The 17,540-nt window shown below is 71.8% G+C and carries 19 protein-coding genes; 4 read left to right on the forward strand and 15 right to left on the reverse strand.

What is annotated here, in order from left to right:
- Nucleotides 1–3 precede the first annotated feature (3 nt).
- From ACQF4J_RS10150 to ACQF4J_RS10205, 12 genes are all read right to left on the reverse strand, one after another.
- On the reverse strand, nucleotides 4–1,353 hold the full coding sequence (locus ACQF4J_RS10150; protein ID WP_351571798.1) for an ABC transporter substrate-binding protein: 1,350 nt from the start codon (nucleotides 1,351–1,353) through the stop codon (nucleotides 4–6).
- A 149-nt stretch (nucleotides 1,354–1,502) separates the two neighbouring features.
- Nucleotides 1,503–2,498 carry a LacI family DNA-binding transcriptional regulator gene (locus ACQF4J_RS10155; RefSeq protein ID WP_351571801.1) on the reverse strand — a complete coding sequence of 332 codons (996 nt, stop codon included), beginning with the start codon at nucleotides 2,496–2,498 and terminating at the stop codon, nucleotides 1,503–1,505.
- Between the two features lie 56 nt (nucleotides 2,499–2,554).
- Entirely contained in the window at nucleotides 2,555–3,256 is a 702-nt protein-coding gene (locus tag ACQF4J_RS10160; protein ID WP_351571803.1) for a GntR family transcriptional regulator, read from the reverse strand.
- Between the two features lie 14 nt (nucleotides 3,257–3,270).
- Nucleotides 3,271–4,272, reverse strand: a complete 1,002-nt coding sequence (locus ACQF4J_RS10165; protein ID WP_351571806.1) for a proline racemase family protein — start codon at nucleotides 4,270–4,272, stop codon at nucleotides 3,271–3,273.
- Nucleotides 4,273–4,287: 15 nt separating this feature from the next.
- Complete coding sequence (locus ACQF4J_RS10170) at nucleotides 4,288–5,178, reverse strand: dihydrodipicolinate synthase family protein (protein WP_351806011.1); 891 nt, start codon at nucleotides 5,176–5,178, stop codon at nucleotides 4,288–4,290.
- Nucleotides 5,175–6,584: an FAD-dependent oxidoreductase gene (locus ACQF4J_RS10175; RefSeq protein WP_351571811.1), complete on the reverse strand. Its 1,410-nt coding sequence runs from the start codon at nucleotides 6,582–6,584 to the stop codon at nucleotides 5,175–5,177. Before ACQF4J_RS10175 ends, ACQF4J_RS10170 begins: the two co-directional genes overlap by 4 nt.
- The gene (locus tag ACQF4J_RS10180; protein ID WP_351571818.1) at nucleotides 6,577–6,879 is read right to left on the reverse strand and encodes a (2Fe-2S)-binding protein; all 303 of its coding nucleotides are present in this window, start codon (nucleotides 6,877–6,879) and stop codon (nucleotides 6,577–6,579) included. The genes ACQF4J_RS10175 and ACQF4J_RS10180 overlap by 8 nt, the downstream gene beginning before the upstream one ends.
- Nucleotides 6,876–8,027 carry an NAD(P)/FAD-dependent oxidoreductase gene (locus ACQF4J_RS10185; protein ID WP_427165497.1) on the reverse strand — a complete coding sequence of 384 codons (1,152 nt, stop codon included), beginning with the start codon at nucleotides 8,025–8,027 and terminating at the stop codon, nucleotides 6,876–6,878. Before ACQF4J_RS10185 ends, ACQF4J_RS10180 begins: the two co-directional genes overlap by 4 nt.
- A 90-nt stretch (nucleotides 8,028–8,117) precedes the next feature.
- Nucleotides 8,118–8,933: an ABC transporter permease gene (locus ACQF4J_RS10190; RefSeq protein WP_351571824.1), complete on the reverse strand. Its 816-nt coding sequence runs from the start codon at nucleotides 8,931–8,933 to the stop codon at nucleotides 8,118–8,120.
- Nucleotides 8,934–8,945: 12 nt separating this feature from the next.
- Complete coding sequence (locus ACQF4J_RS10195) at nucleotides 8,946–9,809, reverse strand: ABC transporter permease (protein WP_351571827.1); 864 nt, start codon at nucleotides 9,807–9,809, stop codon at nucleotides 8,946–8,948.
- A gap of 3 nt (nucleotides 9,810–9,812) precedes the next feature.
- Entirely contained in the window at nucleotides 9,813–11,006 is a 1,194-nt protein-coding gene (locus ACQF4J_RS10200) for an ABC transporter substrate-binding protein (RefSeq protein WP_351806005.1), read from the reverse strand.
- A gap of 29 nt (nucleotides 11,007–11,035) precedes the next feature.
- Nucleotides 11,036–12,073: an ABC transporter ATP-binding protein gene (locus ACQF4J_RS10205; protein WP_351571833.1), complete on the reverse strand. Its 1,038-nt coding sequence runs from the start codon at nucleotides 12,071–12,073 to the stop codon at nucleotides 11,036–11,038.
- A 113-nt stretch (nucleotides 12,074–12,186) separates the two neighbouring features.
- Between ACQF4J_RS10205 and ACQF4J_RS10210 the strand changes: the two genes are divergently transcribed.
- Both ACQF4J_RS10210 and ACQF4J_RS10215 read left to right on the forward strand, forming a co-directional pair.
- Nucleotides 12,187–12,927 (forward strand): FadR/GntR family transcriptional regulator, encoded by a 741-nt coding sequence (locus ACQF4J_RS10210; protein ID WP_351571836.1) that lies wholly within the window; start codon nucleotides 12,187–12,189, stop codon nucleotides 12,925–12,927.
- A gap of 37 nt (nucleotides 12,928–12,964) precedes the next feature.
- Nucleotides 12,965–13,717 (forward strand): cache domain-containing protein, encoded by a 753-nt coding sequence (locus ACQF4J_RS10215; RefSeq protein ID WP_351571839.1) that lies wholly within the window; start codon nucleotides 12,965–12,967, stop codon nucleotides 13,715–13,717.
- 49 nt (nucleotides 13,718–13,766) lie between these two features.
- Here ACQF4J_RS10215 and ACQF4J_RS10220 read toward each other — a convergent pair whose 3' ends face one another.
- Nucleotides 13,767–14,429 carry a hypothetical protein gene (locus ACQF4J_RS10220; protein WP_351571842.1) on the reverse strand — a complete coding sequence of 221 codons (663 nt, stop codon included), beginning with the start codon at nucleotides 14,427–14,429 and terminating at the stop codon, nucleotides 13,767–13,769.
- Nucleotides 14,430–14,653: 224 nt separating this feature from the next.
- On the opposite strand from ACQF4J_RS10220, the gene ACQF4J_RS10225 reads away from it, so the two are divergent.
- On the forward strand, nucleotides 14,654–15,307 hold the full coding sequence (locus ACQF4J_RS10225) for a helix-turn-helix domain-containing protein (RefSeq protein ID WP_351571845.1): 654 nt from the start codon (nucleotides 14,654–14,656) through the stop codon (nucleotides 15,305–15,307).
- Between the two features lie 33 nt (nucleotides 15,308–15,340).
- Here the strand turns inward: ACQF4J_RS10225 and ACQF4J_RS10230 are convergent, their stop codons facing one another.
- Nucleotides 15,341–16,351 carry an alpha/beta fold hydrolase gene (locus ACQF4J_RS10230; protein ID WP_351571848.1) on the reverse strand — a complete coding sequence of 337 codons (1,011 nt, stop codon included), beginning with the start codon at nucleotides 16,349–16,351 and terminating at the stop codon, nucleotides 15,341–15,343.
- A 219-nt stretch (nucleotides 16,352–16,570) separates the two neighbouring features.
- On the opposite strand from ACQF4J_RS10230, the gene ACQF4J_RS10235 reads away from it, so the two are divergent.
- Complete coding sequence (locus tag ACQF4J_RS10235; RefSeq protein ID WP_351571851.1) at nucleotides 16,571–16,798, forward strand: hypothetical protein; 228 nt, start codon at nucleotides 16,571–16,573, stop codon at nucleotides 16,796–16,798.
- A gap of 29 nt (nucleotides 16,799–16,827) precedes the next feature.
- Here ACQF4J_RS10235 and ACQF4J_RS10240 read toward each other — a convergent pair whose 3' ends face one another.
- On the reverse strand, nucleotides 16,828–17,511 hold the full coding sequence (locus tag ACQF4J_RS10240) for a 4'-phosphopantetheinyl transferase family protein (protein ID WP_351805772.1): 684 nt from the start codon (nucleotides 17,509–17,511) through the stop codon (nucleotides 16,828–16,830).
- Nucleotides 17,512–17,540: the final 29 nt, after the last annotated feature.

Raw genomic sequence — 17,540 nt, forward strand, 5'->3', positions numbered from 1 at the left:
CGGTCAGCCCCGCGCCAGGATGCCGTCGATCTTGCCGGAGGCGTCCTTGAGCAACTGGTCGATGTCGGCGTCCTTCTTGGTGAGGACCGCGGAGACGGCGCCGTCGAGGACGGAGTAGATCTGCTGGGCGTCCGGGGGTTCGATCTTCATCTGGAGGCTCTGGTTGCCGTCGAGGAAGGCCTGGTAGTTCTCGACCGGGACATTGGCGTTTGCCTTCTTGACCTGCTGGTCGGTGGCGTCGGCGGCGCCGGTGAACAGGCGCGGCTCGGGCAGGCCGACGGGCGCGTTCGCCTTCTTGGCGCGGGCGTAGTCGCCGAGAAAGCCCTTGCCGGGGGTGAGGAACATGTGGTCGAGCCACTTCAGGCCGGCGCGGATCTGGGCGGGCGTGTCGTGCTTGTTGAACATGTAGCCGTCGCCGCCGATGAGCGTGCCCTTGCCGCCGGGCATGGGGGCGAGGGCGAGGTCCTTGTAGTCGCCGCCCTTCTCCTTGACCAGGATCGGGATGTTGTCGGGCGCGGAGAGGTACATGCCGAGCTTGCCCGAACCCATCATCTGCTGCACGTCGTTGATGACGAGGAGCTGCTTGCTGCCCATCGAGTCGTCGCTCCAGCGCATGTCGTGCAGGTTCTGCAGGACGGCGTGGCCCTCGGGGGTGTCGATGGTGGCCTTCTTGCCGTCGGCGCTCACCACGTCGCCGCCCTGGGAGTACAGCTCGGCGGTGAAGTGCCAACCTCCCTGGTTCTGGGCGCTGTAGTCGGCGTATCCGACGGTTCCGCCGCCGAGCGCTGCGATCTTCTTGGCGTCGGCGCGGACCTCTTCCCAGGTGGTGGGCGGCTTGTCGGGGTCGAGGCCGGCCTTCTGGAAGAGCTTGCGGTTGTAGATCAGGCCCATCGAGTAGCCGGTGCGCGGGATGCCGTAGATCTTCCCGTCGACGGTGTAGATGTCGCGCAGCTGCTTCTGGATGGTGGCGTAGCTCTTCAACTCCTTGACGTACGGGGTGAGATCGGCCGCCTGGTGGATGTCGACGACGTGTCCGGCGTCGGTGAAGTACGTGTAGAAGACGTCTTCCATCTGGCCGCCGGCGAGCTTGGCGTCGAAGGTCTTGGGGTCCTGGCAGGGGAAGGCGTCGTGGGCGACGACGTCGATGTCCGGGTGCTTCTTCTCGAAGGCGGCGACGTCCTGCTCGAAGAACCCGCGGTCGACCTTGGCGCTCTTGGGCGGTTCGCAGTTGACGGTGATGCGCGTCTTTCCGCCGGACGAACCGTCGTCGCTCGACCCGCAGGCGGAGGCGGCGAGTGCGAGCGAACAGACGCTGAGCGCGGCGAACGTACGGCGGAACCCGGTGCTTGTCATCGGTGGACCCCTCGTGGCAGGAGCGTGGAAAGCCCACGGCGGCCTGCGAGCGCACACCACCGTGTCCGGCGCCGCACACTCAAGCACCGCCAACATCTCCCCGCAAGATGTCGCGCATAATCTGTAATTGTTTGACAGCGAGCTGGATCTCAGGGACGAGGGGCTTGCGCGGTGGATCCCCGGACCACCAGCTCGGGCTCGAACAGCAGCTCCTCGGGGGCCACCGAGGAGCCGCCGATCTGCGCGTTCAGCAGCTCCACGGCGGCTCGGCCCATGGCCTCGATCGGCTGGCGGACGGTGGTCAGCGGGGGTTCGGTGCAGTTCATGAAGGCCGAGTCGTCGTAGCCGACGACCGACACCTGCTCGGGCACGCCGAGACCCTTGCGGCGCGCGGCCCGGATCGCGCCCAGGGCCAGCGGGTCACTGGCGCAGATGATGCCCGTGACGCCCCGGTCGATGAGCCGGGAGGCCGCCGCGTGCCCGCCCTCGATGGAGAACATGGCGCGCGCCACGTGCTCGTCGGGGAGCTCGCCCATCGCCCGCGCCGCGGCCAGTTTGCGCGCCGACGGCATGTGGTCGTCCGGCCCCAGGACCAGCCCGATCCGCTCGTGCCCGAGGGAGGCGAGGTGCCGCCAGGCCTGCTCCACGGCCACCGCGTCGTCGCAGGAGACGCCCGGGAAGCCGAGGTCGTCGATGGACGCGTTGACCAGCACGACCGGGATCTTGCGCTCGGCGAGCCTGCGGTAGTGGTCGTGCGGGGCGTCGGCCTGGGCGTACAGACCGCCGGCGAAGACCACGCCGGAGACCTGCTGTTGCAGCAGCAGGTCCACGTAGTCGGCCTCGGAGACGCCGCCCTTGGTCTGGGTGCACAGCACCGGGGTCAGACCGAGCTGGGCCAGCGCCCCGCCGATCACCTCGGCGAAGGCCGGGAAGATGGGGTTCTGCAGCTCGGGCAGGACGAGACCGACGAGCCGGGCGCGCTCGCCGCGCAGCTGGGTGGGCCGCTCGTAGCCGAGGACGTCCAGGGCACTGAGCACCGCCTGCCGGGTGGCCTCGGAGACCCCCGGCTTGCCGTTGAGCACCCGGCTGACCGTGGCCTCGCTGACCCCTACCTTCTTCGCCACCTCGGCAAGTCGTCGCGTCATGCACGCAAGAATAGCGCAAGAAACGCAAACGGCTTGCGTAATGGCGCGTCCTGGCGTCAGTGTTCCTCGCGGGCGGCCCACAGACCGCGGACATGGCCCAGGTGACGGTTCATGACCTCGCGTACGGCCTCCTCGTCCCGGGCCAGCAGGGCGTCGAGGAGTTCGAGGTGCTCCTGGGCGGATGCCTCCAGCCGGCCCGCCTGCGACAGCGCCGTCAGTCCGTACAGCCGCGCCCGGCGCCGCAGGTCCCCCACCACCTCCACGAGGTGGTCGTTGCCCGCCAGCGCCAGCAGCCCGAGATGGAAGCGCAGGTCGGCCTCGACGTAGGCGATGAGGTCGCCCTTCGCGGCCGAGGTGACGATCTCCAGGGCGACCGGCCGCAGCGCCTCGAGGTCGGCGGGGTCGGCGGTCGCCGCGAGGCCCACGGTCGTCGGGATCTCGATCAGGGAGCGGACATGGGCGTACTCGTCGAGCTGCTTCTCGGAAAGGGCGGTGACCCGGAAACCCTTGTTCGGGACGATGTCGACCAGGCCCTCCTTCGCCAGTTCGAGCATCGCCTCGCGGACGGGGGTGGCGGAGACGCCCAGGCGGGGGGCGAGGGCCGGCGCCGAGTACACCTGGCCCGGGCGCAGCTCGCCGGCGATCAGCGCGGCCCGCAGCACGTCCACGACCCGCTCCCGGAAGTTGGGCTTCCGGCCGCCGAGCGCGGGCAGGGCGGGGGCGGGAAGGGCCGGGGTGGCGGGGCGTCGGGCGGGCATGGGCGTCTTCTCCCTCACAGGACGAACCCGGCGGGGAACGGGTCGGTCGGGTCGAGCAGGTACTGGGCGGTGCCGGTGATCCAGGCGCGGCCGGTGAAGCTGGGCAGGACGGCGGGGCGGCCGGCCACCTCGGTGGTGCCGAGGAGGCGGCCGGTGAACCGGGTGCCGATGAAGGACTCGTTGACGAACTCGGTGTGCAGGGGGAGTTCGCCGCGTGCGTGCAGCTGGGCCATGCGGGCGCTGGTGCCGGTGCCACAGGGCGAGCGGTCGAACCAGCCCGGGTGGATCGCCATGGCGTGCCGGGAGTGACGGGCGGTGGAGCCCGGCGCCAGCAGGTGGACGTGGTGGCAGCCGCGGATGGAGGCGTCCTCGGGGTGGACGGGTTCGTCCTCGGCGTTGATCGCGTCCATGAGGGAGAGGCCCGCCGCAAGGATGTCGTCCTTGCGGGCGCGGTCGAAGGGGAGGCCGAACTCCTCCAGCGGCAGGATGGCGTAGAAGTTGCCGCCGTAGGCGAGGTCGTAGGTGACGGTGCGCCCGTCGGCGAGGGTGGTCTTGCGGTCGAGGGCGACGGAGAAGGACGGCACGTTCCGCAGCGTGACGTTCTTCGCGGCGCCGTCCTCCACCGCGACCTCGGCGACGACCACGCCGGCCGGGGTGTCGAGCCGGATGGTGGTGACCGGCTCGGTGACCTCGACCATGCCGGTCTCCACCAGCACGGTCGCCACGCCGATGGTGCCGTGCCCGCACATCGGGAGGTAGCCGGAGACCTCGATGTAGACGACGCCCCAGTCGCAGTCGGGGCGGGTCGGCGGCTGAAGGACGGCCCCGCTCATCGCGGAGTGACCGCGTGGCTCGTTCATCAGCAACTGCTTGATGTCGTCGCGGTGTTCGCGGAAGTACAGCCGTCGCTCGTTCATGGTGGCGCCGGGGATGGTGCCGATGCCGCCAGTGATCACCCGGGTGGGCATGCCCTCGGTGTGCGAGTCGACGGCGTGCAGGACGAGTCTGCTGCGCATGCGGTGCCCTCCTCCCTAGGCCAGGCCCGCCGCGACGGCCCGCTCGGTGGCCGTGCGGACCGCGGCCTCCTGCTCGGGCAGCAGCGGGACGCGCGGCGGCCGGACCGGGCCGCCGTACCGGCCGACGATGTCCATGGACAGCTTGATGGCCTGGACGAACTCGACCTGGGAGTCCCAGCGCAGCAGCGGGTGCAGTTGCTCGTAGAGCTTCTTCGCGGTGGCCAGGTCGCCGCCGACGGCGGCGTGGTACAGCTCGCTGCTCGCGACGGGCAGCGCGTTCGGGTAACCGGCCACCCAGCCCTTCGCGCCCGCGATCGCGAGCTCCAGCAGTACGTCGTCGGCGCCGATCAACAGGTCCAGTTCCGGGGCGAGTTCGGCGATCCGGTAGGCACGGCGGACGTCTCCGGAGAACTCCTTGACGGCGTGGATCCACCCCTCGCCGTGCAGCTTGGCGAGCAGTTCCGGCACCAGGTCGACCTTGGTGTCGATGGGGTTGTTGTACGCGACGATCGGCAGGCCCGCCTTCGCGACCTCGGCGTAGTGCGCGAGCACCGAACGCTCGTCGGCGCGGTAGGCGTTGGGCGGCAGCAGCATCACGCTGGCGCAGCCCGCGTCGCGTGCCTGCTCGGCCCAGCGCCGGGACTCCGCCGAGCCGTAGGCCGCGACCCCGGGCATCACGCGCGCGCCGCCGATCGCGGCGACGGCGGTCTCCACGACCCGGGCCCGCTCCTCGGGGGTGAGCACCTGGTACTCGCCGAGCGAGCCGTTGGGGACGACACCGTCGCAGCCGTTCTCGACGAGCCATGCGCAGTGCTCGGCGTACTTGTCGTGGTCGACGGACAGGTCGTCGGTGAGCGGGAGCGCCGTGGCGACGAGGATGCCGCGCCAGGGGCGGTGGTCGGTCATGAGGGCCCTTCCTCGGTGGTTTGGTCGGGTTCCCGGGCCAGGACGCCGAGCGGCACGGGTCGCGCGAACGGCCGTCTGGACGGGCTGGGTCGGCATCCCGCGAGCCCGGCGACCGCGGGTCCGCAGATCCGGCCCTGGCACCAGCCCATGCCGGCCCGGGTGAGCAGCTTCACGGTGCGCGGGTCGCCGGCGCCCAGGTCGCCGACGGCGGCCCGGACGGCGCCGGCGGTCACCTCCTCGCACCGGCAGACCAGGGTCTCGTCGGTCACCTGCTCGCTCCAGTGCGCGGGCGGCCGGTACACGCGGTCGAGGGCGGCGGCGAACTCCCGCAGTCTCGTACGGGACTTGAGGACGTTCGCCCACTCCGTCCGGTCGGGTTCGGCTCCCGTCAGGCGCGCCGCGGCGGAGCTTCCCGCGATGCGGCCCTCGATGAGGGCGAGGGCGGATCCGCCGATGCCGGTGGCCTCCCCCGCGGCCCAGACTCCGGGTACGTCGGTCCGCTGCTCGTCGTCGACGTGGACGGCCTGCCCGTCGAGGCGGCAGCCGAGGCTCTCCGCGAGGTCGGTGTGGGCCAGCATGCCGTGGCTCACGGCGAGGGTGTCGCAGGCGATACGGCGCCGCGTGCCGGGCCGGACGCGTCCCTCGGCGTCGAGCGCGGCGACGGTGACGGCCTCCACGCGCTCGGTGCCGTGCGCCTCGACCACCGTGTGCCGGAACAGCGGGCGGACCCGGCGCCCGACCAACCGGGCCGCGTAGGCGGCCCCTTCGGCGAGCTTGCCCGGCTGGGAGATCAGCGGTCGAAGGTGCCGTGCGAACGCTCGGGGACCGGCGGACTCGACGAGGGCGGCCACCTCGACGCCCGCGGCCGCCAGCCCCGTCGCCACCGGCAGCAGCAGCGGACCGGTCCCGGCGACCACGGCGACCCGGCCCGGGACGACGAGCGTTCCCTTCAGCATGGCCTGGGCGCCGCCCGCGGTGACGACGCCCGGGAGGGTCCAGCCGGGGAAGGGCAGCACCTGTTCGTACCCTCCGGTGGCCAGGAGCACGGCGTCGGCGCGGACGGTGACCGGGTCCTCCTGCTCGGGGCCGAGCAGCGCGTGCACGACGAAGCCCGCGGACCGCCGCTCCACGAACCAGACATGATGGTCCGTCAAGTGCCGTACGGTTCCTGCCTTCAGGTGGCCGCGCAGGTCGTCCCGCAACCGCTCCCACACCTGCCACTGGTGGTGCAGGGCCTGCGGTCGGCGGGCACGCAGCTCCGCCGCCGGCTGCCGGTAGAACTGGCCGCCCGCCTCCGCCGCGGAGTCGACGAGCGTGACGCGGAGCCCGCGCGCGGCGGCGGCGAGCGTCGCGGCGAGGCCCGCCGGGCCCGCGCCGATCACCGCGAGGTGCGGTCGGTCAGTCATCGTGGCCGGTCCCCTCCTGCGTACGGATCACGTCGCCCGGGGCCAGCGGCACCAGACAGGCGCGTTGGTTGGGGCGGTCGTTGACGGTCACCAGGCAGTCGAAGCAGACGCCGATGCCGCAGAAGACGCCGCGGGGGCGGCCCTCGCCCCGGGTGGTGCGCCACGAGGTGACGCCGGCCGCCCAGAGCGCGGCCGCGACGGTCTGGCCGGGCAGCGCCTCGATCTCCCGGCCGTCGAGGGTGACCGTGAAGGCGGGGCCCGGGCGGGCGTCGGCCAGGTCGAGGGGGGAGCTCACGCGGCCTCCTCGGCGAAGCGGTCGGGGCTGAACGGCGTCAGGTCCAGGTCGGGTTTCTTGCCGGTCAGCACCTGGGCGACGAGGTGCCCGGTGCCGGTGGACAGCCCGATGCCGGCGCCCTCGTGGCCGCAGGCGTGGTACAGGCCGGGGACCCTGGGATCGGGGCCGACGGCGGGGAGGTGGTCGGGCATGTACGGGCGGAAGCCGAGGTAGGCGCGGGTGGCGCGCACGTCGGCCAGGAAGGGGAACAGCCGAGTGGCCCCCGCGGCCAGCGCGCGGACGGCGGGCAGCGAGAAGGTCCGGTCGAAGCCCACCCGTTCGCGGCTCGCGCCGATCAGGACGGGTCCGGCGGCGGTGCCCTCGACGACCGGCGAGGTCTGCAGGGCGGCCGAGTCGCTGGCCACGTCGGCCACGTAGTCGGCGGCGTACACCTTGTGCCGGACCCGGCGCGGGAGCGGCTCGGTGACCAGGACGAAGCCGCGGCGCGGCAGGACGGGGAGGTGCACGCCGGCGAGGGCGGCGATCTCTCCGCCCCAGGTGCCGGCCGCGTTGACGACGGCGGGAGCGTGCAGGTCCCCCCGGTCGGTGCGCACCCCGCGAACCGCGCCGTCCGGGCCGCTCAGTACGTCCGTCACGCGGTGGCCGGTCAGCAGGCGGGTGCCCGAGGCACGGAGGAGGTGGGCGGCGGCCAGAGCGGGCATGACCTGGCTGTCCTGGGGGTAGTGGACGCCGCCCGGCAGTCCGGGGGCGAGGTGGGGTTCGAGCGCGTAGAGGGTGTCGCCGGCGACCGGGTCGGCGACGACGCCGACGGCGCGCTGTGCGTCGGCGAAGCGCTCCAGGGCCGTCAGGCCGCCCGGGGAGGAGGCGACCACGACGCCGCCCTTGGCCTCGTACTCGACGGACGCTCCCAGGTCCGCGGTGAGCTCGGTCCACAACCGCAAGGACAGCAGGGCGAGTTCGAGCTCGGGTCCCGCCTCCTTGTCGGAGACGAGGATGTTGCCCTCGCCGGCCCCGGTCGTGCCGCCGGCCACGCCGCCGCGGTCGACCACGAGAACGTCCAGGCCCGCGCGGGCCGCGTACAGGGCGCAGGCGGCGCCCACCATTCCGGCGCCGATGACCACGACATCGCAGGTCAGTGGCTTGCTCACGCCAGTACTATGTCACATACCGCACTCGCAGGGAACGCCCCGGCGCGCCCCGTCCCCAAGACCCGCCTCCCCCTCACACCCGCCTCCCCCTCACACCCGGCTCCCGGTCGCCGTATCGGCCGACAGCCGCTGGGCGACGTAGATCGGGACGACGGAGAGCAGGACGAGGACGGCCGCCACCACGTTCACCACGGGCGCCTGTTGGGGCCTGGTCATGTTGTTGAAGATCCAGATGGGGAGGGTCTCGATGCCGGGCCCGGCGGTGAACGTGGTCACCACGATCTCGTCGAAGGAGAGCGCGAAGGCGAGCAGTCCGCCCGCGAGGAGGGCCGAACGCACCAGCGGGAAGGTGACGTCGACGAAGGCGCGGAAGGTGTCGGCGCCGAGATCCATCGCGGCCTCCTCGTAGGAGCCGGAGGTGCGCCGCAGCCGGGCGACGACGTTGTTGAAGACGACGACGATGCAGAAGGTGGCGTGTCCGACGATCACGGTGAACAGGCCCAGGCCCACCCCCAGCGGCTCGAGGACCGTGTTGAAGGCCGAGTTGAGGGCGATGCCGGTGACGATGCCGGGCAGCGCGATCGGCAGGACCACCACGAAGGAGATCGTGTCGCGGCCGAGGAACCGGTGCCGGGCGACGGCGAAGGCGATCAGGGTGCCGAGGACGAGGGCGATCGCGGTCGCCCCCAGCCCCGCCCTGACCGAGGTCCAAAGCGCCTCGCGCGCACCGGAGTTGCGCCACGCGACGGACCACCAGTGCAGGGTCAGGCCGGGCGGCGGCCAGCTCGCGCTGCGGTCGGGGTTCAGGGAGTTGACGACGACCAGCAGCAGGGGCACGTAGATCACGGCGAAGCCGGCCCCGGCGGCGACGCGCAGGGCGATGCGCGCGGAACGCGAGAGTTGCACGGCGGGCTCCTTCTACAGGCTGCTGAGCGCGCCCGTACGCCGCATGGCGAGCAGGTACAGGACGATGACGACGACCGGGACCGTGCCGAGCGCGGCGGCCATGGGCAGGTTGAGCTCGATGTTGGAGTACACGAGGTTGCCGATCAGCTGGGTCTTGCCGCCGACGATCTGCACGGTGATGTAGTCGCCGAGGCTGAGCGAGAAGGTGAAGATCGACCCGGCGGCGACCGACGGCAGCACCATCGGCAGCACGACCGCGCGGAAGGTGCGCCAGGCCCTGGCCCCCAGATCGGCGGAGGCGTCGAGCAGGTTGGCGGGCAGCTGCTCAAGGGCCGTGTGGATCGGCAGGATCATGTACGGCAGCCACAGGTACGTCAGGGTCAGTACGGCGGCCGGCAGACCGAACCCGGGGCCGCTGAGCCCGAACGGCCTGAGCATCCAGTCGGCGAGTCCGCCCTCGGACAGGATCAGCCGCCAGGCGTACACCTTCACCAGGTAACTGGCCCACAGCGGGGTGAGGATGGCGACGACGAGCAGCGGACGCCACCTGGGCCGGGCGACCCGGGCGGTGTAGAAGGCGACCGGGAAGGCGATGACCGCGCACAGCACGGTCACCGAGGCGGCCACCCCCACGCTCCGTACGATCACCTGCCGGTAGACGGGCGTCGTGAACAGCTCGTGGAAGTTGTCGGTCGACCAGACCTTCACGACCTCGGAGGTGAAGGAGTCCGTCGTCCAGAACGCGGAGACGAACAGCACCGTGAGCGAGCCGAGGTAGAGCACGGCCAGCCACAGCAGCGGGGCGGCCAGCAGCAGGGTCAGACGGAGGCGGGGGCGGCGGTGCAGCGCCCCCGCGGTCCGGGTCAGCAGGGCCACGCCTCAGCCCTTGATCTCGGTCCAGGCCTGCACCCACTTGGCGTAGGGCACGCACTTGACGTCGGTGCGGCCGTCGAGGCACTGCTCGATGGGGGTGTTCCAGAAGGCGATGTTCTTCCAGTAGCCCTCGTCGGCCGCGTGGTAGGTGGTGCAGAAGTTCTTGTCGCTGGTGAGGTCGCAGGCCCTGGAGTTGGCGGGCGCCTCGCCGAAGTACTCGGCGACCTGGGCGTTGACCTTCGGGGAGACGATCCAGTCCAGCCATTTGTAGGCGCAGTTGGGGTGCTTGGCCTTGGCGTAGATCATCCAGGTGTCGGACCAGCCGGTCGAACCCTCCTTGGGCACGAAGGCCTTGACCTTGGCGCCCTCCTGCGCCGCCAGGTTGGCGATGACCTGCCAGGTCGTGCCGACGACGGAGTCGCCGCTCTTGAACGCGGATATCTCCTTCAGGTAGTCGCTCCAGTACTCGCCGATGTCGGCGTTCTGCTTCTTCAGCAGGCTCACGGCCGCGTCGAACTGCTTCTGGTCCAGCGCGTACGGGTCCTTGATCTTCAACTCGGGCCTGGTCGCCTTGAGATACAGGGCGGCGTCGGCGATGTAGATGGGCGAGTCGTAGGCGGTGACGTGCCCCTTGTACTTCGGGGCGTCGCCGAAGACGGCGGACCACGAGGTGGGCGCGGGGGTGACCTTCTGGGTGTTGTACATCAGCAGGTTGGCGCCGCGGCCGTGCGGGATGCCGTACATCTGTCCCTTGACGGAGTTCCAGGCGCCGTTCTTCAGGCCGCTGAAGATGTCCTTGTAGTTCGGTACGAGCTCGGTGTTGACGGGGGCGGCGTCGCCGGAGGCGATCAGGCGCAGGGAGGCGTCGCCGGAGGCGGAGACGGCGTCGTACTCGCCGGTCTTCATCAGCTTGACCATCTCGTCGGAGCTGGCGGCGACCTTGGAGTTCACCTGGCAGCCGGTCTGCTTCTCGAAGTCGGTGACCCAGTCGACCTTGGGGTCGTTGGAGCCGTCCTCGACGTAGCCGGCCCAGGCGATCAGGTTGACCCTGCCCTCGGACTTGCCGAGTTTCGACTGCGCTTTGAGATCAGGGGGGTTGAGGCCGCCGGCCGCCGAGCCGCCGCCGGAGTCGCAGGCGGTGGCGGCGAGCAGGAGTGCGGCGGCACAGGCCGTGGCCTGGACGGTTCGGGTGAGGCGCACGTCGTTCTCCCAATCGAGGTGGAGCGGGATCAGGGGTGGTCCGGTACCGGGACGGTGTGGCGGCGGTGCCACCGCAGCCGCACCCGGGTGCCGCGGTAGGCGGCCACGTCCTCGGCTGACGTCTCCAGGTTCTGCTGGAGGGCGGTGAGGCGGCCGCCGGCGTCGAGGTCGACCAGGAAGCGGGTGGCGTCGCCGAGGTAGACGACCTCGGCGACGGTGCCGACGGCGGTGGTGTGCTCCGGCTCGTCGGGCTCGGCGGCCTCCTTCAGCACGCGGATCTTCTCCGGGCGGATGCTGTAGATGCCCGGGGTGCCGACGACCCGCTGGGCGGACTCGCCCTCCAGCAGGTTGGAGGTGCCGACGAACGAGGCGACGAACGGGGTCGCGGGGCGTTCGTAGATCTCGGCGGGGGCGCCGACCTGTTCGATGCGGCCCTGGTTGAAGACGGCGATACGGTCGCTCATCGTCAGGGCCTCCTCCTGGTCGTGGGTGACGAAGACGAAGGTGATGCCGACCTCGCGCTGCAGGGCCTTGAGCTCGACCTGCATCTGTTCGCGCAGTTTCAGGTCGAGGGCGCCCAGCGGCTCGTCGAGGAGCAGCACCCGGGGTCGCCCCACCAGGGCGCGGGCGAGGGCGACGCGCTGGCGCTGGCCGCCGGAGAGCTGTGCGGGCCGCCGCTTGCCGAAGCCCTCCAGCCGGACCTCGGCGAGGGCCTTCCGCGCCCGCACCAGCCGCTCGGCCTTGGGGACCTTGCGGACCTTGAGGGGGTAGGCGACGTTCTGCTCGACGCTCATGTGCGGGAAGAGGGCGTAGTCCTGGAAGACCGTGTGGACGTCCCGCTCGAAGGGGGCGAGGCCCGTGACCTCCTGCCCGGCGAGTTCGATGCGTCCGTCCGTCGGGGTCTCGAACCCGGCGATCATCCGCAGGACGGTGGTCTTGCCGGACCCGGACGGCCCGAGCATCGAGAAGAACTCGCCGTCCCGGATCTCCAGGTCGACCCCGGCCACGGCGTCGGTCTCCCCGAACGACTTCCGCAGGTCCCGCAGCCGGACCGCAATTCCCTCCATGCAGGGGAACCTTTCTGGCGCTCTTCACCGTTTCACGGAAAGATATGAAGTCATAGTTCAAAGCTCAAGGCCCCCTTAGGGTAAAGCTTGAGTCAACGCACAAGGTGGTGGCGGTGAAGCAGCAGCAGACGAGCGGCGGCGCCCGGGGAGCCGTCTTCGCCCCGGTCGACAGCCGGGCGCGGGTGGACGCGGTGGTCCGGCGGATCGGCGACGCCATCGAGCTCGGGCTGCTCGCCGACGGCGAGCAGCTGCCCGGCGAGACCGAGCTGGCCGGCCGGCTCGGCGTGTCCACCGTGACCCTGCGCGAAGCCCTCATGGCCCTGCGCCAGCAGGGCCTGGTCACCACCCGCCGGGGCCGCGGCGGCGGCTCCTTCGTCTCCCTTCCCGAGGTCCCCGGCGAGGAGCGCCTCAGGGCCCGCCTGCGCGGCTGGAGCACCGAGGAACTGCGCGACCTCGGCGACCACTGGGCGGCCCTGTCGGGCACCGCGGCACGGCTCGCCGCCCAGCGCACGGAACCGGACGACCTCCTGCAACTGCGGCGCACGGCGGACGAGTTGGCGCACGCTCAGGACGCGGCGGCCCGCAGCCGCGTATACGGCCGCTTCCACGTCGAGCTGGCCGCGGCCGCCCAGTCGGCGCGCCTGACCCGGGAGCAGGTGGCCCTGCAGACCGAGGTCGGAGCACTGCTGTGCCTTGTGCTCGGCGACGACGAATATCGTGAAGAGGTGGCGGACCGTCACCGCGCCGTAATCTCGGCCGTGCAGGATGGGGCCCACGATTCGGCCAGGCAGCTGGCCGAGCGGTGCGTCCAGGAGTCGACGGCGCGGCTCATCGCCGTACGCCTGTCGCTCTAGCCGCACCGCGTCCGGTCACCGTTCGCTGGAGGCGCGCATGAGGCTCGCGACCACGGCGCTCGGCACGGCAGCGGAGGAGTCGGTCGCGGCCGGGGTCGGCTCCGCCCTTGAGCACGTGTTCGATGCCGTCTGCGCCATCCGCTCCGAGACGGCCGCACTGTTGGCCCGGGTGGCCGCCGAGGGCCGCCGCCCCGCCACCGTGGACCTCGCCGCCCTGCGCCCCGGCCTCCATCTGCGGCTCGCCCGCCAGGAGCTGGTGTCGGGGGTGGGCTTCGTCGCCGCGCCGGGGCTGCTCGCCGACGTACCGGCCTGGCTGGAATGGTGGCAGTCCGACGCGCAGGGGGACGTCCGGCCGCTGCTGCTCGACCTCGACCCCGACCACTCGGCCTACGCCGACTACACGCACTGGGACTGGTTCGCCCTGCCCCGCGACACCGGCGAGCGCGCGGTGGCCGGACCGTACGTCGACTACCTCTGCTCCGACGAGTACAGCCTCACGCTGTCCGCGCCGGTCGAACTGGAGGGCCGGTTCGCCGGGGTCGCCGCGGCCGACGTGTACCTGCGGCACTTCGAGGCGGCCGTACTCCCCCTCCTGCGGCGACTGCCCCGCCCGGCACACCTGGTCAACGCGCGCGGCCGGGTGGCGGCCTCCGCGGACCCGGCTCATCTGGCCGGGTCGCTCACCAAGGGCCCGGACTTCGCCGCCGTGCTGGACCGGCGGCGGCCGACGACGGCCGGCGGCACCCGCCTCGTCCCCTGCGGGGACGTGCCGCTCGTCCTGGTGACGTAGCGACCACTGACATGACACCGTCGGCGACCTGAACACCGACGGGGTCAGGTCAGCTCTCGGCGGCCGGCACCACCCGCAGGTGCGCGCCGGCCGACCGCACCCTGCGGGACCGCGGACGGTCGCGCCGGGACTCCCGCAGCACCAGCGTCAGCCGCGTGTAACCCAACTCCCCCAGCGTCCGCGGCGTCTCGTCGACGACCCGGCAGTCGGTGGCACCCCAGCGCGGATCGGGGTGGAGCAGGGGCCGTACTGCGCCGTCGTGCTCCACGGCCCGCTCGCCCACGGCGCTCATCCAGTGGGGCAGCCCCTGCCGGAAGGCGGCGTCCATGATGGGGTCCTGGGCGATGTCCCGGCGGATGGCCTGCAGGCCGTGGTCATGGCCGTACCGCTCCACGGCGGCCGCGAAATGGGCCAGCATGGGCAGGCACCAACTCGACTCGTGCTCGCCGAGGACGGTCCCCGCGTCGGGGTGGAAGAGCACGAACCGCAGGAAGTTCTCGCCCGGCATGGCCGTCGGGTGCGGACCGACCCCGCCGAAAAGTGACGCGAAAGCGTTGTTGGAGAGAACGACGTCCCACCGGTGGTCGAGAACGACGGACGGAAAGGGAACGGCGTCCAGGAGGGTGGCGTAGTCCTGCAGATATGCCTGGGCCCCAAGACTCTCGGGGACGGGCCGCGGTGCCGGCCGCCGCCCTCCTGCCTGATGTGCCATCGGGAGGTCACCCCTCTTGCCTATGCGGCCTTCACGCGGCGCCCTGATCCTGCGGCCCGGACGCGAGTCGTGTCAACTATCGTGGCATTTCATGCCCGTTGACGGCCGAAACCGGCCACAGTTGTGGCGAGACCTGGATGTGAGTTCGAAACTCCCGGTAATGTCCGTCGAGTTCACGGCAACCGCTTGTGAGAATCCTGTTGGGAAACGTAGGAGATCTGTCGGTGACGGACGGCTTCGAGGCTCCGGGCGCCACGCCGGCGACCGCCGCGCTCTCGGCAGTCGTCGCTCGCGTCGGCACGCTCGCCGACCGGCTCGGCGTGCCCCACACGGAGATCTTCGACACCCGCCGCCTCTCGGTCTCCTCCGGCGTTCCCGAACCCGTCGTCAAGGCGCTCCTCCGCGGCCGCCCGGCCGGCGAACCCGACGTACAGGCCCGCTTCCTGCAGCGCCTGGACCTGCTGCGCCGCACCCGGCTGAAGCCCAACGGCCGCAAGTACACCCAGCAGGAGATCGCCGACGGCGCGGGCATGTCGCGTCAGCAGGCCGGCGCACTGATCAACGGCGACCGCCGCCCCACCATGGAGCACTGCGACGCCATCCAGCGCTTCTTCCGCGTCCACGCCGGCTTCCTCACCGCCGAGGACCCCGAGGCCCTCACCACCGCGCTCCAGGGCACCGAACAGGAGCTCCTGCAGAGGCTGGCCGAGCGGGACGAGGCCACCGCCGCCGCGGACCCGTTGGAGAAGCTGCTGCAGGACCACGGCGTGCGCGGCATCGCCTGGCGGGCCGCCCAACTGCCCACCGACCAGCACCGCGACAAGGTGGCGGAGTGGCTGGACATGCTCCTGGAGGGCGTCAAGCGACCGGAGGCCTAGGGCCCGCCGGTGTCGCTCGACGGGCCGCCGACGTCATGTGGCGCTGCGCTCGCTCGCCTCCCGCAAACCCCGCTCCACACCGCGTCCCGGGCCTCCCCCGACCAGCAGTTCCCGCCACCGCTCCCGGCTCCAGTCCGCCGCCTCGGTGCTCTCCGTGAACTCCTCGACCAGCGCCACGAACCGCCCCGGATCGCTGTGGAACGGGAAGTGCCCGGCGCCCTCGAAGATCTCCAGCCGGCTCCCCGGCATCGCCTCGTGCGCCCGATGGGCGTGCCGCACCGGCACCACGCTGTCGCGGTCGCCCCACAGCAGCATGGTCGGCATGCCCTGCGTCAGGTAGCACCGGTCCAGCATGGTCACCACCTGCCCCCGCCAGTCGACCACCGCCCGCAGCGTGCGGATGAACGCGTTCCGGGACGTCTCGTCCGGCAGCGCGTCCACCAGCGTGAGCAGTTCGGAGGCGTCCTGCCCGAGATCGGTCTCCAGCAGCTTCATCAACCGCACCACGGCCCCCACTTGCAGCCGCGCTCCCGGCAGTCGCAGGGCGGAGAGCGCCAGATGGGCCCCCGGCAACGACACGAACCGCAGGACGGGGTTGACCTCTCTGCCCACTCCGCCCGCGCTGACCAGGATCAACCGCTCGGTCCGCTCGGGGAACTGGTAGGCGAACTGCATGGCCACTCCCCCGCCCAGGGAATGCCCCACCAGCGTCGCCGACTCGATGCCGAGCGTGGTGAGCAGATCGCGCACGCCGTTCGCGTACGCGGCCACCGAGTAGTCCGCCCGGGGCTTGTCCGAGTCCCCGTGTCCGAGCAGGTCGGGCGCGATGACCGTGTGCGTACGGGCGAGATCGGGGATCAGTTCGGCCCAGGTGGCCGAGGAGTCGCCGATCCCGTGGATGAGCACCAGCGCCGGCCCCTGTCCGGCCATGCGGAACGCGCGCCGGTATCCGTGCACCACGCGGTACCGCAGCTCCAGTTCACCGTCGCGCACCGAGCGCAGCCGTACGGCGCGCACCGGGCGCGGGAGCGGGACGTCGACCACGCGCGCCTCCCCTTCCAAGGCCGCCCGGGGGGGCGGCCGAAAGCCCTTGATCTCCAGCGTAGAACCGCTTTCCCACAAGGGATTTCGGGGACGTTTCACCTCCGCTAAGCGGGCGAACCCAAGCGTCCTCGAACCCCATTGTCAGTGGCGGACGGCAAGCTGGACACACGCACTCGAGTGAATGCGTGACCGATGACGCCGACGCGGGGAGAGCCGACGATGCCGACTGCCGTACTGACCGACCGCGAGCGCACCGCCGTCCAGGCCTACCTGCGGCTGTTGCACACCGTACGAGCCGCCTTCGACGGTCCGCCCGGCGAGGCCCGACCACCCGTGGTGCCGCCGTCCGTGCTCGCCGAGGCGGAGCAGGCGCTGGCGGCCGCGGGACTGACGGGGAACGAGGAGGAGTTCTTCCGGCTGCTGCAGAGCTGGTGCCCGGAGCCGTGAAGCCGTATGGCGAGAGAGCCGACGGGGGCTCAGGTGGTGTGCGGGACCGTGACCGCCGTCGCCACGAGCCCCCGCTGCACGGTCCAGCGGCCCTCGAAGTGCGCGAGCCTGCGGCCGCCCACCACCGGTCCGGGGACGAGGAGTTCGGCGCGGAAGCCGCCGTGCCGCGGCCGGCCGGGGCCGACGAGAACCTCGATGTCGGCCTCACTGAAGTCCAGCCAGCGTCCGGTGAGGGGGAACCACGCCTTGTAGACGGACTCCTTGGCGCTGAACAGGAGCCGGTCCCAGTGCACCTCGGGACGCTCCTCGGCGAGGCGGCGCAGCCGGGCCGCCTCGCCGGGCAGGAACACGGCGTCCAGGACGCCGTCCGGGAGGGGCAGGTCGGGTTCGGCGTCGATGCCCACGGACGCCAGGTCGTTGGCGCGGACCACGGCCGCGGCGCCGTAGCCGTCGCAGTGGGTCATGCTGCCGGCCAGGCCGGCGGGCCAGCGGGGTGCTCCGCGTTCGCCGGGCAGCAGGGGCTGCGGGGGCACGCCGAGCTTCTCCATGGCGCGCCGGGCACAGGTGCGGACGAGGGCGAACTCGCGGCGGCGCTTGTCCACGGCCCGCCTGACGATCTCGGCCTCCTCGGGGTACAGGTACCCGGGCTCGATGCCGTCGCCGCCGTGCGCCTCCACGACCACCACCTCGTTCGGCAGCAGCTCCTCGATCACCCGACCCCGACCTCCCTCGCCCGGTCCCG

The organism is Streptomyces sp. C1-1, assembly GCF_050214755.1.
Classification (GTDB): domain Bacteria; phylum Actinomycetota; class Actinomycetes; order Streptomycetales; family Streptomycetaceae; genus Streptomyces.

What these genes read in the sequence shown, in the direction of transcription:
- ACQF4J_RS10150 (WP_351571798.1), bottom strand. Translation starts at nt 1,353, where the DNA reads ATGACAAGCACCGGGTTCCGCCGTACGTTCGCCGCGCTCAGCGTCTGT.
- ACQF4J_RS10235 (WP_351571851.1), top strand. Translation starts at nt 16,571, where the DNA reads ATGCCGACTGCCGTACTGACCGACCGCGAGCGCACCGCCGTCCAGGCC.
- ACQF4J_RS10170 (WP_351806011.1), bottom strand. Translation starts at nt 5,178, where the DNA reads ATGACCGACCACCGCCCCTGGCGCGGCATCCTCGTCGCCACGGCGCTC.
- ACQF4J_RS10220 (WP_351571842.1), bottom strand. Translation starts at nt 14,429, where the DNA reads ATGGCACATCAGGCAGGAGGGCGGCGGCCGGCACCGCGGCCCGTCCCC.
- ACQF4J_RS10175 (WP_351571811.1), bottom strand. Translation starts at nt 6,584, where the DNA reads ATGACTGACCGACCGCACCTCGCGGTGATCGGCGCGGGCCCGGCGGGC.
- ACQF4J_RS10215 (WP_351571839.1), top strand. Translation starts at nt 12,965, where the DNA reads ATGAGGCTCGCGACCACGGCGCTCGGCACGGCAGCGGAGGAGTCGGTC.
- ACQF4J_RS10160 (WP_351571803.1), bottom strand. Translation starts at nt 3,256, where the DNA reads ATGCCCGCCCGACGCCCCGCCACCCCGGCCCTTCCCGCCCCCGCCCTG.
- ACQF4J_RS10205 (WP_351571833.1), bottom strand. Translation starts at nt 12,073, where the DNA reads ATGGAGGGAATTGCGGTCCGGCTGCGGGACCTGCGGAAGTCGTTCGGG.
- ACQF4J_RS10165 (WP_351571806.1), bottom strand. Translation starts at nt 4,272, where the DNA reads ATGCGCAGCAGACTCGTCCTGCACGCCGTCGACTCGCACACCGAGGGC.
- ACQF4J_RS10155 (WP_351571801.1), bottom strand. Translation starts at nt 2,498, where the DNA reads ATGACGCGACGACTTGCCGAGGTGGCGAAGAAGGTAGGGGTCAGCGAG.